The sequence below is a fragment of the Microbacterium sp. RURRCA19A genome, assembly GCF_900156455.1.
Lineage (GTDB): Bacteria > Actinomycetota > Actinomycetes > Actinomycetales > Microbacteriaceae > Microbacterium.
Genome location: NZ_FTNQ01000001.1, coordinates 1161913 through 1182834 on the forward strand (window position 1 = coordinate 1161913; position 20922 = coordinate 1182834).

Consider the following 20922-nt stretch of genomic DNA (forward strand, 5'->3'; position numbering starts at 1 on the left):
TCAGCTCACACGCGGACGGCGGTTCGGATGAGTCTGCCGCCGTCGGCGGCCGATTCCAGCGAGGCCTCGACGACGCGCAGGACGTGGACGGCCTCGCGCATGGTGGAGAGGTTGGTGGGCAACCCGTTGACCGCGTCACGGAACGCCTCGAGTTCGGCGCGCAAAGGCTCGCGCTTGGGGAAGGCGAACCGCGTCACGTCGCCCTCCGAGACCCCGCGAAAGGTAGACACTGATTCCCACTCCAGAGCGGCGGTCCCGTTGCGATGCAATGTGAGATCGGCGGTGGCGGTGTCGGCGATGAAGGTGCCGCGCTCCCCCGTCACGACGGTGACGCGCTCCTTCATAGGGCTCAGCCAGTTGATGAGGTGGTTGACCACGGCACCGTCGGACAGGCGTCCGGCGATCGCGATCATGTCCTCGTGCGAGCGCCCGCTCTTGAACGCCGTCTGGGCGGAGACCGCTTCGTACGATGCCTGCACCACCCAGGCGGTGAGGTCGATGTCGTGGGTGGCGAGGTCCTTCGCCACACCGACGTCGCCGATGCGCGCCGGAAAGGTGCTCTGCCGTCGGGTCGCGATCTGGTAGACGTCACCGATCTCCCCCTCGGCCAGCCGGGACCTCAGCTGCTGCAGAGCCGGGTTGAAGCGCTCGACGTGGCCGACGGCGCCCACCAGTCCCCGCGCCTCGAACAGGTCCGCGAGCGCCTCGCCATCGGTCGAGCTGTCGGCGATCGGCTTCTCCACCAACACGTGCACGTCCGCGGCAGCCAGGGCGGATGCCGCCGCCGCGTGGAAGCGCGTGGGGACGGCGACGACGGCGATGTCGATGCCCGCCGCCGCGAGCGCCTCGACATCGGGCAGCACGTCCATGCCCGGGGCGACACCGTGCGGGTCACCGGCGGGATCGGCGACGGCGACGAGATCGATGCCGTCGATCTCACGGAGGAGGCGCGCGTGATGACGTCCCATCATGCCCAGGCCGAGGAGGCCCGCCCGCAGCCCCTTGCTCACGACCCCGCTCCAGCGACCGCGGTGACCGCGGCGACGATTCGCTCGAGATCAGCGGAGGTCAAAGAAGGGTGAACCGGCAACGACACCACTTCACGAGCGGCGCGCTCGGTCTCGGGAAGGTCGAGACCGGGCGCGAATCCCGCGAGGGACGGGAGGCGGTGGTTTGGGATCGGGTAGTACACCCCGCTGCCGACCTGATGCTCCTCGCGGAGCGCACGCACGAAACCGTCTCGGTCATCGGCGACTCGGACGGTGTACTGGTGGTAGACGTGGTGGGCGGCTTCGGCCACGGCAGGAGTCACGACGCCCCCGAGGTTCGCGTCCAGGAACGCCGCGTTGCGGCGCCGCTGCTCGGTCCAGGCGTCGACTTTGGTCAACTGCACGCGTCCGATCGCGGCGTGCAGGTCGGTCATCCGGGCGTTGAAGCCGACGACCTCGTTCTCGTACTGGCGTTCCATGCCCTGATTGCGCATGAGACGCAGCGACCTCGCAATCTCCGGGGTGCCGGCCGTGACCATGCCGCCTTCACCACTGGTCATGTTCTTCGTCGGATACAACGAGAACATCGCGAACGCCCCGAACGTGCCGACGGCGCGGCCGTGCAGGCGAGCCCCGTGCGCCTGGGCGGCGTCCTCGAAGATCATCAGTCCGTGGCGGTCGGCGACGGCCTGGAGCGCGACCATGTCCGCGGGGTGGCCGTAGAGGTGCACAGGCATGACCGCACGGGTCCGCGGCGTGACGGCGGCCTCGACACTCGCCGCGTCCAGCGCGAAGGTCACCGGGTCGATATCGGCGAACACCGGGGTCGCCCCCGTGAGCGCAACGGAGTTCCCGGTCGCCGCGAAGGTGAACGAGGGCACGACGACCTCGTCGCCGGGGCCGATACCCGCGGCAAGGAGGCCGAGGTGCAGGCCGGAGGTGCCGGAGTTGACCGCGACGGTCTCGCGGCCATGCACGAAGTGCTCGGCGAACTCTCTCTCGAACGCCGCGACCTCGGGGCCCTGGGCGATCATGCCGCTCTGCAGGACACGATCGACGGCGGCCCGCTCCTCGTCGCCGATGAGGGGTTTGGCCGCGGGAATGAGATCAGGCATCGGTGTCCTCCTTGAGTTCGCCGTCGGTCTCGATGAATCGGTCCCCCGTTCGCGGGCAGACCCACGCGTCGCCGTCGCGCTCCAGGGGCACGCCGGCGGGCCCGACCCAGCCGATCCGGCGAGCCGGTACGCCGGCGACGAGAGCGAAATCAGGAACGTCCCTGGTGACGACCGCGCCGGCGGCTACGGTCGCCCAGCGCCCGATCTGGACGGGAGCCACGCAGGTCGCGCGCGCACCGATGGACGCGCCCCGGCGCACGGTCACCCCCACCGGTGTCCAATCGGCGGCCGACTTAGGGGTGCCGTCGGGGTTGATCGCGCGCGGATAGGTGTCATTGGTGAAGACGACCGCGGGGCCTACGAAGACCCCGTCTTCCAACTGCGCCGGTTCGTAGACGAGGGCGTAATTCTGGAGCTTGCATCCGTCGCCGATCTCGACGCCGGGGCCGACGTAGACGCCTCGTCCGATCACGCAGTCGCGGCCGATGACGGCGTCCTCGCGGACCTGTGCGAGGTGCCAGACGGAGGAGCCGTCACCGATGACGGCTCCGGTGACGTCCGCGGACGGATCGATGCGAGCTGGACGAGACGTCGCGTCCGGGTGAGTAGCGGAAGACACGAGAAGTCAGTCTAACCGGGCATTCCGGACGACCCCCGTAGGATCGACGCGTGCACCGCCGATCCTCGTCCGCCGTCCGCACGCTCGCACCGTGGCTCGTGCCGCTGATGCTGTTCATCGCGCTCGGAGCGTGGAGCTTCGCCTCCCCCGTCGGAGCCAGCCCCGACGACGACTTCCACCTGCCGTCCATCTGGTGCGGCCTGGGCGAACGACCGGGGCTCTGCGAGGATTCCGGAGATCCCGCGACGCGCTTGGTTCCCACCCCCCTCAAGGACGCCTCCTGCTACGCTTTCCTCCCCGCCGACAGCGCCGCCTGCTGGGATCCTGGCACCTCCGGCCTCTTCGAGGCAACTCGGGTGAACACGGGTCCGCTCTACCCGCCCGTCTTCTACGCGACAATGAGCGTCTTCGCCGGACCCGATGTGCCCACGTCCGTTCTCCTGATGCGCCTGGCCAATTCGGCTATTGCCGTCGGTCTCATCACGGCGGTGTTCTGGGCTCTCCCGCGCCGCCTGCGTCCCGCGCTCGTGCTCTCCGCGGTCGGGTCGGCGGTGCCGCTCGGGGTCTTCGTCTACGCATCCACCAATCCGTCATCCTGGGCGTTGCTTTCCGCCGCGACGGTGTGGATCAGCGTGTACGCCGCGACGCTGACCACGGGCCGACGCCAGTGGGTGCTGGCGGGACTGGCGGTGTTGGCGACCGTGCTGGGCGCGGGGGCCCGCGCCGACGCGGGGGCGTTCGCGATCTTCGGCGCACTTCTCGGACTGCTTCTGGGACTCGGACGCCGCCGATCCGCGGTGATTCCTCTCGTCACCGCCGCGACCGTGGCCGTGCTCGGCGTAGCTTTCTACTTGAGCGCCGGGCAGAGCGGGTCGCTCGTCGCCGGCCTTCCCAGTGAGAATCCTCCGCTGACCCGGGCACAGCTCATCGACAACGCTCTCAACGTGCCGACCCTGTGGACGGGCGCCCTCGGCGGGTGGGGACTCGGCTGGCTCGACACCCCGATGCCCTCGGCGGTGGTCGTCGCCACGACGCTCGTCGTCGGCGGCATCCTGTTCCTCGGGATGGCTCGGCCCACACTGCGGGAGGGGATCGCCGCCGCGCTGGCGGTGGCCGCCCTCTGGGGCGTGCCCTTCATCCTCCTCGCGCAGTCCCGGGCCGTCGTGGGCACGCAGGTCCAGCCTCGCTACATCCTGCCCTTGCTGATCATCCTGCTGGGTGTCGCCTCGGTGGCCGCCGATGTCGAGGGCCGGTGGACCCGAACTCGACGCATGATCGCCGCCGGAGCGCTTTCGGTCGCCTTCGCGCTCGCGATCTACACGAATGTGCGCCGCTACACCACCGGGACGGACGGGACCGCTCTCGACCCCGGCACCGGTGCGGAGTGGTGGTGGCCCTTCGCGCCGAGCCCGCTCCTGACGGTCATCGTGGGATCGCTCGCCTTCGCCGCCGGTCTGGCCGTTCTGGCCCTCTCCGGTCGACCCGCGCGGGTTACCGGTGACGACGCACCCGCCGCCGGGTCCGATGCCGAGGCTCCGCCGGTGGCGGATGCCGTCACCCGGATCTGATTCCGGATCGCCGCGGCCGCTGCGGACACCGGTCAATCGGTGACGCTCGGCCTTCCCACAGTGACGGAGGCCGCAACGGTGCCGACGGTGACATCGGTCCGCGTCTTCACGGTGAAGAGCGCCGCTTGCGCCAGTCCGTGGCTGCTGGGCTCGCTGACTCCGGCGGCGTTGGCGTTGACGTAGTACTGCCCGGCGCCCAGATGCACTTCCCCGACGCGGAGATCGATGCTGACCTGTCCGCTGATCGGCTCCAGTCGATGCTCCAGCAGTTCGGTGTTGGACGCCAGCACCATGTGCCCGAGGGGTGTGTCGATACTGAATCCGAGTTCCCACCGTTCGATGGGCTTCATGGAGTCCACGTGGACACGGATCGTCAGGGGGTCGCCCTCGTGCACGACCTTCGTGCGCGTACCGTCGTCGGCGAGGAGTTCGACGCGCTTCACCTGGATCGGGTGCACCGTCTGCTCGGGCGGGGCCTCCCCCACGCGTCGCCCCTCGAGGACGTCGCGAAGAGCGCCGATGGCGTCGCGGGTTTCGCCGTCGAAGACCACGGCACCGTCCTTGAGGACGATCCCCCGGTCACAGAGCTCGGCGACCTGCTGGGCCGAATGGCTCACGAGGATGATTGTGCGCCCCTGGGCGCGGAACTCCGCGATGCGGTCCATGCACTTGCGCTGGAAGGTCTCGTCACCGACCGCGAGCACTTCGTCCACGAGGAGGACATCGGGGTCGGTGTGGATCGCGACCGCGAACGCCAGGCGAACGTACATCCCCGACGAGTAGAACTTCACGGCGGTGTCGATGAAGTCCCCGATACCGCTGAAGTCGACGATCGCGTCGAACTCGCGGTCGATCTCCTCGCGAGTCATTCCGAGGATCGAGGCGTTGAGGTAGACGTTCTCCCGACCGCTGAGGTCGGGGTGGAAGCCCGCGCCGAGTTCGAGTAGCGCCGCCATGCGTCCCCGAGTCTCGACGGTCCCGGAGGTCGGCGACAGGATCCCGCCGATGAGCTTGAGCAGCGTGCTCTTCCCCGATCCGTTGGCCCCGAGGAGCCCGACCGTCGTCCCTGCTTCGATCGTGAGCGACACGTCGTCGACGGCGACGAAGTCGCGGCGGAAGGACTTGCCGAGCCTCCCGAGATGGACGATGCGGTCCTTCAGGCTGTTGTCCTGCCGCACGCGGAAGTGCTTGGACACGGCGTTCAGGCGGACGATGTCGGGGGCGGTGGTCGCGGTTTCCGTCATCACAGCTCCTGAGCGAAGTTGCCCTGCATCCGCGTGAACACGCGGTGCGAGATTACGAGCAGCACCAGTCCGATCGCACCGGCGATCAGCATGCGCAGCGCGAGGTTGCCCGGGTAGTCCTCGGGAGTGCCCGCGCCCCAGAAAGCCCGGTGGAATCCGAGGACGGCGATCGTCAGAGGATTCGCCGCGTAGAACTCCAGGATCCACTCCGGCAGCGAAAAGCGCGTGATGACGTCCTGGACCATTTTCCAGGAGTAGACGATGGGCGCACTCCACATCGCGAGCATCAGCACGACCTCGGTGAGGTACTGGATGTCGCGCAAGTAGACATTCAAGGCCGACAGCAGCAGGCCGATGGCGAGGCCGTAGATCGTGATGAGGATCACCGACGGGAAGAACCAGAGCATCTCGACCGGCGTGGGAAGCGCACGGAAGATGAGTGCGGCCACGAACAGCACACCCAGCTGAACGAGGAACATGAATGCCGCGCCGCCGATGCTGGCGAGGGGGAAGATCTCTCGGGGCAGATAGATCTTCTTGACGAGCCCGCCGTTCTGGAGGATCGACCCCGTCGCACCGAAGATCATGTCGTTGAAGAACACGTAGAGCGTCAGTCCCGAGAAGAGGTAGACGGCGAAATTGTCGATCCCCTCCGCCGCCCGGAGGAATTGCCCCAGGACGATGAAGTACATGAGGAACTGGATGAGCGGTCGAATGACCGTCCAGAGGAATCCCAGAAAGCTATCCCGATACCGCGCCTGCAGATCGCGACGCACGAGGAGGTTCAGGAGGTCACGGCGCGCGTAGATCTCACCGACCTTGCCGAAACGACCGGTCGTGCGACGACCGTGCGGATCGACGACCGCGTAGGGCTCGGCGGAGATCCGCGCGAACCTCGCCTCGGTCTCTGCGCTCATCGCTGCCATCCTCGTCGTCCTGTCATCGCCTTTTCCGTCGTCCTGCCGTCAGGACCGTGTTGATCCATCTCCCCGGCCGTCTCACCGGATCCATCAGGCGCCGCAGCCGGTGGACCGTTCCCATGTGGTTCGCCCGCATATACATTCGCAAGAAGTCTCTGCCGGATCCTGAGCCGACGAACCCGACTTCTCGCAGCCGGTCGATCTTCTCGTGCATGTAGCCCGGAATGGTTGCTGACATCTCGTCGAGCTTGAAATCCAGGGCCGTGTGACTGATCGCCGCATAATCGGGCGCGACGATCGTTCGCGAATGGAACCCCTGCTCGCCCGCCGCGGAAGCGGGCATGCGTTCCAGGATATGCGCCAATCCGCCGTCTTGATACGCATCGGCACCCCCGAAGTCGGAGTACTTCCAAGGTCGCTCGACGAGCAGACGCAGGGCCTCCGGACGCGCGAAGAACATGGAGCCGTAGGGAGCGAGCGGCGACACGTCATCCAAGGGAACGCGGATTCCCATCTGATCCGCGAGCAGTTCGAATCCGGGCTTGTTCGCCCACCACGCACGGCCGAGCGTCGGGTAGCCGATGTGGATCATCGGGGGGAACGCCAGCCCCAGCCCAGGTTCCCGCTGGAACAGCCCGAGTACGCGTGAGCTGTGCGCGGGGTCGTGCAGAAGATTCAAGAACTGCTGCTCTCGGAAGTGCGTCCCGACGTTGTAACCGTCCTGCGGCGTCTTCTTGCTGTGCAGCTTGACCACGAGGTCGTAGCGCTCCGACAGCAGGACATCGCGGCATCCGATGAGGAAAGCGCTCTGGTCACGACCGTCGTTCGACTCCACCACTCGAACGGACACCTCGCCCCGCTCTCCGGGAATCGCATCGATGTGGGCGCGGATGCGTTCGGCGCGTGCGGAGTCGGGCGTGGTGACGACGAGGTCGTACGGCACCGGCAAGGTGTCGGTCCGTTCGAGGATCTCTGGCGTCATCTCGTCATAGAAGATATGGGCGATGACCACCACGCGAAGCGGATCGGACGAGTTGTACGGCGCGTGGTCGGGTCCGATCACCTCCATCAACCCCGCATCGGCGTTGAGCACCTTGGGGGCGACATTCCGCGCCAGGTTCGCGAGGGCGATCCGGATGGGGTATCCGCCGGTCGCCGCGGCCTCGAGCGCCCACCGTCCGATGACCGCGTAACGATCGAGGAACGGCGGCGAGTGGAAGAACACTCGACGCTTGAGAACGGGGCAACCGTCCTGGATCAGCGCTTCGGGCGCGAGCAGGGACGCGTTCGAAGTGCCGTACTGCTCCGACTCGAAGGCGACACCGTCCACGAAACCGGCATCGCGGAAGGCCTCGGTGAAGACGAGCTCGTGGCCGATCACGGCGTCGCGGTAGCCGTCCATCCGCTGCAGATCACGCCAATACCGGACCCATCGCTCGGACGTGAACATCGACCGACGCACCGCGATCCAGAACGACTGCAGGTGGTGCGGAACCCCGGCGGATCCGGTGAACATGTGCCAGGGCTCCGCCGCGTGGTCGGTCATGCCCCAGAAGTCGATCTCCAGCGCATCCATACGCTCGAACACCGGCCCATACGGACGCACCGGACCGAACCACGTGTCATTCGTCAGAACGACCTCGTCGAACTCCAACACACCCGCCCCGACATGATCCAACGCATCCTTGTGCGCCCAAATGTCGAACCCGACATTCTCACGCACCAGCACCTCATCGGACACCGGCTCCAACCGCTCCCGACCCTCCGGCGTCAACTTCCCGTTGACCACCACCAGAATCCGCGCCGCATGCTCCCGCAACCCCGCCAGCGCATGGACGACGTACTCATCCACACCACCACGACGGTCATACACCACATACACCACGAGCCGACGACCACCGTCGGGGAAGACGGCGGCCCGCCTCGCTTCGGGGACGGCACTCATGAGCGGGCTCCCTTGACCAGGTGACGGGCCGTCGACGCACCGGCGCGGGCCACGCGCAGGATCGCACGGGCACCCCGACCGATCGGATGCATCACCGGATCGACACGGCGCACGAACCCTGCGTGGTTCGTCTTCATGTACATCCGGAAGAACGCCACCGCTCCGCCGATCCCCCACCACCCGGCTCGGTGAACGAACTGGATTTGCTCGACAGGATAACCGGGGAGGTTAACGGCGAGCTGATCGATCTTGTACTCCAGCGACAGGTGGGTGAGGCCGGCATGCCCAGGTGTGAGAACCGTGCGCGCATGCAGCCCCTCCTCCCCCGCAGCGGCGGCGACGAGACGCTCCAGCACGCGACGGATGTCGGGGATCCGTTTGTGCGTGGCGTCCCGGAAGTCGGCGTACGTCCAGTCCTTGGACAACAGCGGGCGCAGGCCCTCCGGGCGTCCGACCCACATGCCCCCCAGGGGCGCCAAGGGGGTGACACCGTCCAGCGGCACTCGGATGCCGAGGTCTTCGGCGACGTCGTGCCCCCGCCCGCGGTACCAGGACCACCCCTCGCCGGTCACGGCGTACCCCGTCTGGATGGGGGGAGGAAACACGACCCCGAGCCCGCGCTCACGAACGAACAAGGCGAGGAGGTTGACGATGTACTCGGGGCTTCCGAGGAGGTTGTCACGGGTGTAGCGGCGGAAGTAGTCGGACACGGTTCGACCGCGCCGGACAGGAAGCCGGTCGTGCACCTTGACGAACACGTCGTACTGTCCGCCCTCCAGTTCCGCCCGGCATCCGATGAGGAAGGCGCTCATGTCGCGCCCGTCGTGGGACGGGACGAGGCGGACCTCGGCCTTGCGCAGTCGAGACGTCTGCGCGCCGAGCATCCGTTCCAACTCGGGCACGAGATCGGCGTCCGAGGTGGTCACGATGGCGTCCACCGGGGCGGGGAACCACCCCAGGCGCGCGATCAGATCTGCCGCCGACTCGGAACCGGTGGCGTGGACGACCACCAGGACCCGGAGACCGGTCGGGTCGTCGGCGGTCGCCACCGTCGTGCGCGGCAGGATGTCGAGCATCGCCAGGTTCGTGTTGATCACCTTCGCCTGCACGGTGCGCGCGAGGTTGTCGAGGATCAGCGCCGTCGGATACCCGTGCTCCTCGACGTTGTCCATGATCGATCGGCCGATCACGGCGTGCCGATCGAGGAACGGCGGCCAGTGGAAGAAGGGTCGCCGCTTCAACAGCGGGCACCCGTCGTCCATGAGGAGAGTCGGGTTGAACAGGGCCGGATGATCGGTCGGGTAGTCGTCGGAGGCGAACGCGACGGCGGGGCGGAAGCCGTTGCGGACGAACGTCTCGGTGAAAACCGTCTCATGCTTGAGGACGGCGTCGAAGTAAGACGGCATCTCGGGAAGCTCACGCCAGTAGCGGGCCCATCGCTCGGACGTGAACATCGACCGACGCACCGCGATCCAGAACGACTGCAGGTGGTAGTGCATCACACCCGTACCGGTGAAGGGGTTCGGGACTTCGCGGGCGTGGTCGGTCATGCCCCAGAAGTCGATCTCCAGCGCATCCATACGCTCGAACACCGGCCCATACGGACGCACCGGACCGAACCACGTGTCATTCGTCAGAACGACCTCGTCGAACTCCAACACACCCGCCCCGACATGATCCAACGCATCCTTGTGCGCCCAAATGTCGAACCCGACATTCTCACGCACCAGCACCTCATCGGACACCGGCTCCAACCGCTCCCGACCCTCCGGCGTCAACTTCCCGTTGACCACCACCAGAATCCGCGCCGCATGCTCCCGCAACCCCGCCAGCGCATGGACGACGTACTCATCCACACCACCACGACGGTCATACACCACATACACCACGAGCCGACGACCACCCGCAGGAAACATCACCGCACGCTCCACATCAGCCCCCGTCACCGCATCCCACGGATCCTCGGATGCGGCAGAGGGCGTCGACCGCACACAGAACAGAGAGAGCTTAAAGCTGACCGCCGACGCTTCCCTGTGCGAGAGCCTTGAGGAGGTAGGCACCGTAGCCGCTCTTCACGAGGGGTTCGGCGCGCTCGCGGAGTTCCTCGTCGGTGAGGAAACCCATGCGCCACGCGACTTCTTCGGGGCAACCGATGGACAGGCCCTGGCGCTTCTCGACGGTCCGGATGAAGTCCGTTGCTTCGGCGAGGGAGTCGAAGGTGCCGGTGTCCAGCCAGGCGGTGCCGCGCGGCAGCAACTCGACGCGGAGGCGGCGCTGCTCCAGGTACGTGCGGTTGACGTCCGTGATCTCGAGCTCGCCGCGCGGGGACGGGGAGAGCCCGCGGGCGATCTCGATCACGTCGTTGTCGTAGAAGTACAGGCCCGGGACGGCGTAATCGCTCTTCGGTGACGCCGGCTTCTCTTCGAGGGAGACCACGCGTCCCGCGGAGTCGAACTCCACCACGCCGTACGCCGTCGGGTCCGCGACGCGGTAGCCGAACACCACGCCGCCGTCGAGCTCCGTGTACTGCCGCAGCCGCGTGCCCATGCCCTGGCCGTAGAAGATGTTGTCGCCGAGCACCAGTGCGACCGGTTCGGCGCCGATGTGTTCTTCACCGAGGAGGAAGGCTTGGGCGAGTCCGTCGGGTGAGGGCTGCACCTTGTAGGTGAGGGAGATGCCGAAACGCGATCCGTCTCCGAGCAGCCGTTGGAACTGCTCGGAGTCCTGCGGGGTCGTGATGATGAGGATGTCGCGGATGCCGGCCAGGATCAGCGTCGAGAGCGGGTAGTAGATCATCGGCTTGTCGTACACCGGGACGAGCTGCTTGGAGACGCCGAGCGTGATGGGGTGCAGTCGCGACCCCGTTCCGCCCGCAAGGATGATGCCACGCATTGTTCGATTCTCCCCGACCCGCCCGTTCCCCGCCAACCTGGGACCCGCCGGACCTCCCTGGTGAGCCGAGTTAGTCTGGCGGCATGCGTCTGCTTGTGACCGGCGGTGCCGGGTTCATCGGTTCGAATTTCGTGCACCACGTGATCGCGCACACCGATCACTCGGTGACGGTGGTGGACAAGTTGACCTACGCCGGCAACCGTGCGTCCCTGGCCGGGCTGCCGGAGGACCGGGTCGATCTGGTCGTGGGCGATATCGCCGATGCGGCCGTGGTCGACCCGCTCGTGGCCGCCGCGGACGCGGTCGTGCACTACGCCGCGGAATCGCACAACGACAACTCGTTGCACGATCCGCGCCCGTTCCTGGATACGAACATCATCGGTACGTACACGCTGCTCGAAGCCGCCCGCCGGCACGATGTGCGGTTCCATCACATCTCCACCGACGAGGTCTACGGCGACCTCGAGCTCGACGACCCGGCCCGTTTCACCGAGCACACCCCCTACAACCCCTCCTCGCCGTACTCCTCGACGAAGGCCGGATCCGACCTGCTCGTGCGCGCGTGGGTGCGCTCGTTCGGGGTGCGCGCGACGATCAGCAACTGCTCGAACAACTACGGCCCCTACCAGCACGTGGAGAAGTTCATCCCCCGCCAGATCACCAACGTCCTGCGCGGCATCCGCCCCAAGCTGTACGGCACCGGGGAGAACGTGCGGGACTGGATCCACGCGGACGACCACTCCTCGGCCGTGCTGACGATCCTGGACCGGGGCGAGATCGGGCAGACCTACCTCATCGGCGCGGACGGCGAGAAAGACAACAAGACCGTGGTCGAACTGATCCTCCGCCTCACCGGGCAGCCCGCGGACGCGTACGACCTGGTCACCGACCGCCCCGGCCACGACCTGCGCTACGCGATCGACTCCACCAAACTCCGCACCGAACTCGGATGGACCCCCACATACGGCGACTTCGAATCCGGGCTGGCGGCGACCATCGACTGGTACCGCGACAACGAAGCCTGGTGGGCACCCGCGAAAGACGGCGTCGAAGCCTTCTACGCCAGCAAGGGCCAGTGACCATGGCGACGGAGTTCGGTAAGAACCTCACCGTCACGACCACCCCGATCCCCGGGCTGATCGTGCTGGACCTGCCCGTGCACGGCGACGCCCGCGGATGGTTCAAAGAGAACTGGCAACGGCAGAAGATGACCGCCCCGGGAATCGACCTCCCCGACTTCGGCCCCGTGCAGAACAACATCTCCTTCAACGACGCCGTCGGCACCACCCGCGGCATCCACGCCGAACCCTGGGACAAATACGTCTCCGTCGCCACCGGACGCATCTTCGGCGCCTGGGTCGACCTCCGCGAAGGCGACACCTTCGGCGCCGTCTACACCACCGAGATCGACCCCTCCCGGGCGATCTTCGTCCCTCGCGGAGTCGGCAACTCCTACCAGACCCTCGAACCCGACACCGCCTACACCTACCTCGTCAACGACCACTGGTCGCCCACCGCGACCTACACCTTCCTCAACCTCGCCGACGAGACCGCCGCGATTGACTGGCCCATCCCCCTGGACACCGTCGAGATCAGCGAGAAGGACAAGAACCACCCCCGCCTCGCCGACGTCACCCCCATGGGCCCGAGGAAGATCCTCGTCACCGGCGCGAACGGGCAACTCGGGCGCGCCCTCCGCGAAGAGTTCGGCGACCACCCCTGGGTCGAATACACCACCCGGGACACCCTCGACCTGACCTCCCCCGACCTCCCCGCCGCCCGCCGCTGGCGCGACTACGGCACCATCATCAACGCCGCCGCGTACACCAAGGTCGACACCGCCGAAACCCCCGAAGGACGCAGCCACGCCTGGGCCGCGAACGTCACCGCCGTCGCCGCCCTCGCCCGCATCGCCACCGCCAACGACATCACCCTCGTCCACATCTCCAGCGACTACGTCTTCGACGGCACCAAACACGGCGCCTACACCCCAGAAGACCCGCTCTCCCCCCTCGGCGTCTACGGACAGACCAAAGCCGCCGGCGACGCGATCGTCTCCACCGTCCCCCACCACTACATCCTCCGCACCAGCTGGGTCATCGGAGACGGCAACAACTTCGTCCGCACCATGGCCACCCTCGCCGAACGCGGCATCAACCCCAGAGTCGTCAACGACCAAACCGGACGACTCACCTTCACCACCGACATCGCCACCACCACCCGCACCCTCCTCGACACCCGCGCCCCCCACGGCACCTACAACATCACCAGCGACGGAGAACCCCAAACCTGGTACGACATCGCCCGCGACGTCTACCACCTCACCGGACACGACCCCGACCGCGTCACCGGCGTCACCACCGACGAATACTTCACCGACGCCACCGGCCCCATCGCCCCCCGACCCCGAAACAGCATCCTCGAACTCGCAGCAACCCGAGACGCCGGCATCCCCCTCGGGGACGGGCGTCGCCGACTCAAGGACTACCTCACGTCCTGACGTATCGACTCGACGTGCTCGGGCATCTCGCCCACCATCGGCACGCGGGAGCCCCGTCGTCACCTCAGTGCATCGTCGAGGCCACCCGCGAGTGCCGAGTGCCGACAGTTCCGACGTGCTCAGCGGATCTCAGTCATCACGTTCCACTGCGTACCGACGACGCGACTGCCCAGCCAGCCGCCTCGGCCATCGCCGCGATACATCACCAGATCACCGTTCACCAGCCGCCCCATCACGTCGGGACCACCCTTGCCGTCGAAGTCCCCCGTCGCCGCCACCGGGTCGAACACGTTCCACCCGGTCCCAATCTGATCGATCGTGCCCCACCCGCCGAACCCGTTCGTCCCGTAAGACCACAGTGTTCCATCCGACTTTCGAACGAGCAGATCGTCCGCGCCTTTGCCGCGTAGATCCCCTCCAGCGGACAACGACGTCACCACCGACCACCCCGAACCGATGACTTCTCCGCGGCCGGTGACCCATCCGCCTGTTCCGTCTCCGCGGTAGAGCCAGAGGAGCCCCTTGCTATCGCGAGCGACGACGTCCAGCCTTCGGTCTCCGTTGAAGTCGATACCGCCGGTCACGAGACTGAGGTCCTGCCACCCGCTGCCGATCACCGTGGGCGCATCGAACGTTCCGTCGCCTCGGCCCCGCCAGAGTTCGAACACTCCGTCGAGCGTGATGCGAGCGATATCGTCATGACCATCACCCGTGAAGTCGCCGAGAGGAACCACCCGGCTCGTTCCCCATGTCCGAGACACAGTCAGAGGCTGTTTCCACCCCCCGCCACCGTCTCCCGGATAAATCGTGAGCACGCCGCTCGTCGAGACGGTCACAACGTCCGATTGACCGTCTCCGGTAAGGTCCCCCGCCCCGCCGGGGAATGCCTTCTTCCAGCCAGGGCTCGCACCCTCGCTGGTCACCGTCCGCATCACGGACCATCCGCTGCCCACCGGTCCGCTCGACCGAACGAAGCGCCCGGTGTTGTCGCCCACAAATGACCACAGGAGCCCGCTCGAGTCCACGGCGAGCAGATCGGCGACGCCGTCGCCGGTGAAATCCCCCGGCATGGTGATCGATGTGAAGCCACTCCAACCTGTCCCGAGCGACGTGCGACCGGATTGCCATCCCCCGGTGCCGTCGCCGCGATAGAGCCACAATTCCCCGTTCGCGTCGCGCCCGAGCAAATCCTGCTTGCCGTCTCCGGTGACGTCAGCACCCCCTACAACAGCGGTGAAGTTCGCCCATCCGCTCCCGACGACCCGCGGTTCGGCGAACGTGCCGTATCCCGTGCCCTTCCAGAAAAGCAGGAGCCCCGCTGTGTTCGTGGTGTAGACGTCCGGAATTCCGTCACCGTCCGCGTCGCTGGCGGCGGTAATTGCTACCGCGTCCGACCAATCAACCGGGATGCGGCGAGCCGGAAGATCATCGGACCTCGTCTCAAGGGGACGCAGCCACACCTTTTTCGAGCTATCCACCACGATGATGTCGCGACGCTGGTCACCGTCGAAGTCGCCGACGGCGAGGACACGGTCCGTGGCCACGACGCCGCCCGCCGTCCGGACTCTTTCGCCCCAGGTGTTGTTCTTGAACGGGTAGGAGAATATCTGACCACTTCCATCGATGGCGACGACCGAGGGGTCAACCCCGTACCGAGGGACCGGCGGCTGGTACCGCGTCGATCCGAACCAGTCGGTAAAGATGCGCCAGAAGTTCCGGTTGCCGTACGCCGAGCACGAGTCGCCCGTGCCGTACAGGTTCGCTAGTGCAGCGGCATTGGGCACGTACGGCGTGTAGATGTACAGGCCGGCCGTGGCAGCGTTCTCGATGTAGACGCGTTGCGTGCCGCAGCTGGTCGTCGGATTGAAGAGGATGTTGTTCCAACGCCCCGCCTGGTACCCCCACCACGTCGGGTTGAGACGGTAGACCTCGAACTGCCGCGCGGCGTAGTAGACCTGGTAGAAGAAACCCTGGGTCGCGGGGTCGCACGGTGCGGTATCGGGGCATCCCTGGCCGGTGGCGGCCTTGTACTGGAAGTCCTCGGGCCACGTCGAGGAGACGAGCCGCTGCTCCTTCTCGAGCAGCACCAGCAACGCCTTCTGGCTGATACCGCAGGAAATCCCCACCTTGGCGATGATCGTCGCGGCGCTCTCGTTCGCCGCACCCGCGTATCCGTTGCAGTACTTGTCCGCCGGTCGGTCGTCGGTGTTCTGCCGGTAGTCCTTGAGACAGGTGTAACCGCTCCGGCAGTTCGGCACCTGCTTCTGCAGGAAAGCCTGGATCTCCGACGCGCTCGAGGCGGAACCGTCGTAGAACACGGCGTCATCGATGATGTTCCCCGGGTTCCAGTCGGCCGCATTCGCCGCGGATGCGGAGGCGACCGGCGCCACCGTGGCAGGGAGCGCGACCAGGAGGGCTGCCGCACAGACCCAGGCGGCGAGGACGGCGAGGGCGGCGAGGGCGGCGCGAGGGCGGGACCGTGCGGTCACGGCGCCGGCTCGACCGTGGAGATGGCCGACTCGGCGCGCGTGGAGGGAGATTCGTACCGCACCCGGAACTGCGGAGCGGTCGACGAGTCGTCGACGGAGATCGACATGACTCCGCAGTAAGTCACGTCCTTGCCCTCGGTGCCGGTCACCGAGACCGCGCGACCGGAACCCACGAGCTCCAGCGTGCAGGTGCCGTCGCCTTCGGAGACCTTCGGCACCATCGCCGTGACCTCGAGATTGCCACCGACGGTCTCGGAGGTGACGATGAGGACGTCTCCCGAGAAGGGAGTCACGGAGGGCGTCGGCACCGCGATCGGTGTCGACGAGGCGCTCGGCTCGGGCGTCGACGAGATGGATGCCGATGGCGTGGGCGTCCCGGTGGACACCGCGCCTCCGACGGGAGTTGCGCAGCCGGCGAGGGCGAGAAGCGCGACGACGCCGACGGGCACGGCCCAGCGGCGACTCCTCTTCACTGAGGGAGACGTCCGGGGGTGGTTCACGGGGATCACGCGATCATTGTGCGGGCTGCGCAGCGCGAACGGCGGCTGCCACGCCGCGGGCGGTCAGCCGCGACCAACGCGGCGCCGGAGGCGGCGCAGACGCGACCACACCGGCTGATGCGCGTCGATCTCGCGTCGCAGGTCGTCACGGATCTCGGCGCGGAGGCGCTCCGACTGCCGGATCGACAGCTCCTCCAGGTGGGCGATGAGCTGGTGCTGGAGGGCGGCGAGGTAGAGCGGCAGCCCGTCCCCCTCTCGTCGCGTCCACTGCTCGAGCGCCCGATCGCGCACCAGCGCGTCATCGCGAGCGTGCGCGTCGGCGAGCGCGAACATGCTGTTGGCGGCGATACCCGTGGCATCCGGTCTTTGCGTCCAGTAGGCCAGGGGATCGCCCGCGACGAAACCGAATCCGGCCCGGGCGAGCACGCGGAGATAGAAGTCCCAGTCCTCGACGGCATCCAAAGACTCGTCGTACCAGCCCGCTTCTTCGTGCACCGCCGCCCGGTACAGGACGGAGATGGGCACGGCGCGATTCACGCTGAGCATCTCTCCCAGGGAGATGCGTTGCATCCCCGCCCAGAACGGAGCGCGACCGACCTCGACCCATCGGTCGCCGCGTTGCTCTTCGTAGACGATCTCCGTCGTCACCGATACCGCCGCGTCCGCGGGATGCGCGTCGAGCCACTCGACGGTTCGGGAGAGGAAGTCCGGATGCCACAGGTCGTCGTCGTCGTGCAGGACCACCAGCTCGGTCGCCGCCGCGCGCACGCCGGCGTTGGCCGCGATGCACCGCCCGCCCTCCCCCGGCGCGATGTGGAGGACGTCGGCGGTGGCCCCCGCTTCGGCCACGACCGTATCGACCTCGGCCGGATCGCCCCCGTCGTTCACCACGACGATGCGGCGGTCGGAATACGACTGCGCGGCGATGTCGGCCAGGGCCCGACGGAGGAAGTCGGGACGTCGTCGGGTGCGGACGACGATTCCGACGCGCGCGGTCATGGGTTCGAGCATAGGTCCCGCCTACAGCTCGGCGTGCAACGCCCAGACGCGCTCGGCGGACGCCGCCCACGCGAAGCCCTTCGCACGATCGCCGGCCAGCACGCGCAGGCGCTCGGCATCCGGCCCGAGAGCGCGGGCGACGGCGGTGCCGAGCTCCCCCTCCGCGGCGAACGCCGCGGCGTCGGCGAGCACCTCACGGTGGATCGGGGTGTCGCGGGCGACGATCGGGACGGAGAGCGCGAGCGCGTCCACGGCGCGCCACGGCCAGTCGGTCCGGGTGCTCGCCGCGAGGAACGCGACGGCGTGGGAGAGGACCGCGGCGCGGTCCCACTGGTCGAGCGCACCCCTCGCGTGGACGCGGGCCTCGGGAATCCCCGCGGCCGACGCGAGCTCGACGACAGCCGGCTCCTCCCCTTCCGGGACGTCCAGCACCACGACGTCGCCGTCCCACTCCGAAGCCAGGCCCGTGAAGGCGTCCGCGAGACCGTCCGAGGCGGCCGCACCGCCGGATAGGGCGACGAACGACGAGGGCAGGTCGAGCGCGCGGAGGCGGCCGACGGCATCCGACGGCACCCGGAACCCGGCCACCGGCGCCCCACCGATCACGCGCACCTTCGCGACGAGCTTCGCTTTGGCCACCTCCGCCAGGCGCTCGGCCATGGCGTGCGACGGCACCACGACGGCATCGGCGTGCTTGCCGATGCGCGACAGCAGCGCACGGGTGGCGAGCACCTCGGCGCGGGGCAGCTCGTCCGGCGAGTCCCAGGCGCGCAGATCCCACAGCGTGACGACGATCTGATGCGTCTCGTTGACACGGTCGTGGCGGACGAGCGGGGCGAGCGCGGTCGGCGAGTGGATGAGCCCGCGACCGATCCCGGGCACCACACCCAGCTGCCAGGATGCCGCCAGCTCGCGTCGGCGCATCGACAGGCGCGTCTCGGCGCTCAGACCCGTGATGCCCGCGTCGTCGGGCAGACCCGGCGCGGGGGTGATGGCCGCGACGTCGCAGCCGCGGGGGGCGGTGTCGACGAGGGCCTGGGCGAGCGACGCCGAGGCTTCCGCGAGGTCGCGGGAGGTCGGTGTGACGAGCTGGTCGAGGACGAGCCGGAGGGTGACGGTCACGGCGCGGGGCTTTCCGTTTCGGTCGGGGGGTGGAGCTTGTCGCGCACGATCTGCTGGACCTGCGCGTAGTCCGGGTCGAACTCGTCGACGCCGCCCTCGGGGGTCAACTCGATGGTCGTGACGGGCTGGTCCTTGGCTTTCAGGGCGAGATCGACCAGCGTCGGAGCGATCAGACCCTGCGGGAGATCAGTCTCGAGGATGTTCGTCCCGGCCGCCGCCACCTGCTGGAAATGCTGCAGGACGTTCTGGGGGGTGAACTGCGCGAGGATCGCCTCCTGCAGCTGGCGCTGGCGCCGCATGCGGTCGAAGTCGCTCGTGGTGTAGCGCGAGCGGGCGTACCACTGCGCGGTGTCACCGTCCATGTGCTGCGCGCCGGGCTCGATCCAGCCGAACGCCCAGTCGTCCACGGGCTGCCCGTCGTAGGCCGGACCCCCCTTGGGCAGGCGCTCGTCGACGGTGATGTCGACGCCGCCGAGCGCGTCGACGACGTCGGCGAAGCCCTTCATGTCGATCAGCACGTAGTACGGGATCTGGATGCCGAGGATTCCTTCCGCGGCATCCTTGGTCGCTTCGATGCCCGGCTCGGATCCGTTGGCCTTGGCGTCGGGATAGAGGGCGTTGCCGTCCTGGCACACCTCGACCTCGGTGCGCAGCTGATTGATGCCGCTCCCCCAGCCGCAGGTCGGGTCGTACTTGCCCTGGTGGCCATCCGGGTACTCGTCCTGCATGGGCCCGGGGGCGAACGGGAAGTGGGGCATGTCGCGAGGGATGCCGGTGATGGTCACCGCTCCCGTCGAGGCGTTGATCGAGACGACCGAGATGGAGTCGAACCGCATCGAGTCGCGCCCCTCGCCCGAATCCGCCCCCAGGAGCAGGATGTTGTAGTAACCGTCCGACGGCGGGACGACGGGCGCGGATTCGGCGAAGATCGACGCGAAGGCGTCACGCGTGGTCCCGGCCGCCTGGGCAGCCCACGCGGCGCCGGAGCCGGTCACGACGAGCAGTCCCACCGACACGACCGCCATCGCCCATCGCGCCACGGGGCCGGTCCGCACCAGCCGCACCAACCGCAGGGTGTCGATCGTGAGCACGATCCAGAGGACGACGTAGCCGACGAGGACGACCTGCACGAGGGTGAGCGGAACCCACCGGAACCACGACAGGAAGTCGGGGATGAACGAGCCCGTCGCGAGGGCGAACAGACCGCTCGGCCAGAGCAGCGCGCCCAGCGCCGTGAGGGCGAGGACCGCCCAGAGGAAGAGCGTGGCGCCCAGACCGAAGCGGCCCAGGCGGCGGTTGCCCGCGAGGATCTGCGCCGACCCGGGCACGAGCACGTTGAGCACGACGAGCCACCACCCGCGACGGGTCATGACCTCCCGCGACGACGCGTCCGGGTGACGCATCGGTCGGGACTCGGTCAGCGACTCGCGTGCGCGGGGCCGCACCGGTGCGGCAACGCTCACAACGAATCCTTGAGGCGGCGGTTCTTCTCCTCCACCTGGGATTCGAGGTCGACGGCGTACGCCTCGACGCGGTCTCCGAGGGCGATGTCGGTCGCACCGAGGATGCGGGCAGCCAGGAGCCCCGCGTTCTTGGCCCCGTTGATCGAGACCGTGGCGACAGGGATGCCGGCCGGCATCTGCACGATGCTCAGCAGCGAGTCCAGACCGTCCAGCGTGGCCAGCTGAACGGGGACGCCGATGACCGGGAGCGCGGTGACCGAGGCGAGCATTCCCGGCAGGTGGGCGGCACCGCCGGCCCCGGCGATGATCGCACGAAGCCCCCGCGCCCGCGCCTCGCGGCCGTAGCGGATGAGCTTGTCGGGGGTACGGTGCGCCGAGACGACCTCCACCTCGTGCGGGATGCCGAACTCGGTGAGCACCTGCGAGGCGTCGCTCATCACGCGCCAATCGGAATCGGAGCCCATGACGACGCCGACCAGCGGCGTCTCGGAGAAATGCAGCGGCCGGGTCACCGGTCCAGGGTAGGGCGGGTCGCTGGAAGATCCCGCAACGGCGCG

Annotated in this window: 17 protein-coding genes; 3 read left to right on the forward strand and 14 right to left on the reverse strand. The window is 67.9% G+C overall.

Translation table 11 applies throughout. The annotated features are described in order from the left end of the window. Positions 1 to 5: 5 nt before the first annotated feature. From BW982_RS05615 to BW982_RS05625, 3 genes are read right to left on the reverse strand one after another with little or no spacing between them, the layout of a single operon-like run. Positions 6 to 1010: a Gfo/Idh/MocA family protein gene (locus tag BW982_RS05615; protein WP_076491034.1), complete on the reverse strand. Its 1005-nt coding sequence runs from the start codon at positions 1008 to 1010 to the stop codon at positions 6 to 8. After that, positions 1007 to 2104, reverse strand: coding sequence for a DegT/DnrJ/EryC1/StrS family aminotransferase (locus tag BW982_RS05620; protein ID WP_076491035.1), 1098 nt, complete (start codon positions 2102 to 2104; stop codon positions 1007 to 1009). The genes BW982_RS05615 and BW982_RS05620 overlap by 4 nt, the downstream gene beginning before the upstream one ends. Continuing rightward, positions 2097 to 2723, reverse strand: coding sequence for an acyltransferase (locus BW982_RS05625; RefSeq protein WP_175611035.1), 627 nt, complete (start codon positions 2721 to 2723; stop codon positions 2097 to 2099). The genes BW982_RS05620 and BW982_RS05625 overlap by 8 nt, the downstream gene beginning before the upstream one ends. A gap of 50 nt (positions 2724 to 2773) precedes the next feature. Between BW982_RS05625 and BW982_RS05630 the strand changes: the two genes are divergently transcribed. Continuing rightward, positions 2774 to 4291 (forward strand): DUF2142 domain-containing protein, encoded by a 1518-nt coding sequence (locus BW982_RS05630; RefSeq protein WP_076491036.1) that lies wholly within the window; start codon positions 2774 to 2776, stop codon positions 4289 to 4291. Between the two features lie 32 nt (positions 4292 to 4323). On the opposite strand, the gene BW982_RS05635 is transcribed toward BW982_RS05630, so the two are convergent. The 5 genes from BW982_RS05635 to rfbA form a co-directional block, all read right to left on the reverse strand. Then, positions 4324 to 5535, reverse strand: a complete 1212-nt coding sequence (locus BW982_RS05635; RefSeq protein WP_076491037.1) for an ABC transporter ATP-binding protein — start codon at positions 5533 to 5535, stop codon at positions 4324 to 4326. After that, positions 5535 to 6452: an ABC transporter permease gene (locus tag BW982_RS05640; RefSeq protein ID WP_076491038.1), complete on the reverse strand. Its 918-nt coding sequence runs from the start codon at positions 6450 to 6452 to the stop codon at positions 5535 to 5537. Before BW982_RS05640 ends, BW982_RS05635 begins: the two co-directional genes overlap by 1 nt. A 22-nt stretch (positions 6453 to 6474) precedes the next feature. Beyond that, a complete protein-coding gene (locus tag BW982_RS05645) occupies positions 6475 to 8400 on the reverse strand; it encodes a rhamnan synthesis F family protein (RefSeq protein WP_076491039.1) in 1926 nt (641 codons plus the stop codon). After that, the gene (locus BW982_RS05650) at positions 8397 to 10256 is read right to left on the reverse strand and encodes a rhamnan synthesis F family protein (RefSeq protein ID WP_076491040.1); all 1860 of its coding nucleotides are present in this window, start codon (positions 10254 to 10256) and stop codon (positions 8397 to 8399) included. The genes BW982_RS05645 and BW982_RS05650 overlap by 4 nt, the downstream gene beginning before the upstream one ends. A gap of 151 nt (positions 10257 to 10407) precedes the next feature. Then, a complete protein-coding gene (gene rfbA / locus BW982_RS05655) occupies positions 10408 to 11292 on the reverse strand; it encodes a glucose-1-phosphate thymidylyltransferase RfbA (protein WP_076491041.1) in 885 nt (294 codons plus the stop codon). Between the two features lie 83 nt (positions 11293 to 11375). On the opposite strand from rfbA, the gene rfbB reads away from it, so the two are divergent. Together rfbB and BW982_RS05665 are read left to right on the forward strand one after the other, a co-directional pair. After that, positions 11376 to 12371, forward strand: coding sequence for a dTDP-glucose 4,6-dehydratase (gene rfbB / locus BW982_RS05660; protein ID WP_076491042.1), 996 nt, complete (start codon positions 11376 to 11378; stop codon positions 12369 to 12371). 2 nt (positions 12372 to 12373) lie between these two features. Next, the gene (locus tag BW982_RS05665; protein WP_076491043.1) at positions 12374 to 13792 is read left to right on the forward strand and encodes a sugar nucleotide-binding protein; all 1419 of its coding nucleotides are present in this window, start codon (positions 12374 to 12376) and stop codon (positions 13790 to 13792) included. Positions 13793 to 13911: 119 nt separating this feature from the next. Here the strand turns inward: BW982_RS05665 and BW982_RS17425 are convergent, their stop codons facing one another. The 6 genes from BW982_RS17425 to purE form a co-directional block, all read right to left on the reverse strand. Beyond that, positions 13912 to 16182, reverse strand: a complete 2271-nt coding sequence (locus BW982_RS17425) for an FG-GAP-like repeat-containing protein (RefSeq protein ID WP_175611036.1) — start codon at positions 16180 to 16182, stop codon at positions 13912 to 13914. Positions 16183 to 16277: 95 nt separating this feature from the next. After that, positions 16278 to 16790 (reverse strand): hypothetical protein, encoded by a 513-nt coding sequence (locus BW982_RS05685; protein ID WP_139327319.1) that lies wholly within the window; start codon positions 16788 to 16790, stop codon positions 16278 to 16280. Positions 16791 to 16844: 54 nt separating this feature from the next. Continuing rightward, positions 16845 to 17780, reverse strand: coding sequence for a glycosyltransferase (locus BW982_RS05690; RefSeq protein ID WP_076491914.1), 936 nt, complete (start codon positions 17778 to 17780; stop codon positions 16845 to 16847). Positions 17781 to 17801: 21 nt separating this feature from the next. Further along, positions 17802 to 18902, reverse strand: a complete 1101-nt coding sequence (locus tag BW982_RS05695; RefSeq protein ID WP_076491045.1) for a glycosyltransferase family protein — start codon at positions 18900 to 18902, stop codon at positions 17802 to 17804. Next, positions 18899 to 20305, reverse strand: coding sequence for an LCP family protein (locus tag BW982_RS05700; protein WP_139327373.1), 1407 nt, complete (start codon positions 20303 to 20305; stop codon positions 18899 to 18901). Before BW982_RS05700 ends, BW982_RS05695 begins: the two co-directional genes overlap by 4 nt. Before the next feature lie 56 nt (positions 20306 to 20361). Then, positions 20362 to 20829, reverse strand: a complete 468-nt coding sequence (gene purE / locus BW982_RS05705) for a 5-(carboxyamino)imidazole ribonucleotide mutase (RefSeq protein WP_076491916.1) — start codon at positions 20827 to 20829, stop codon at positions 20362 to 20364. Positions 20830 to 20922 lie beyond the last annotated feature (93 nt).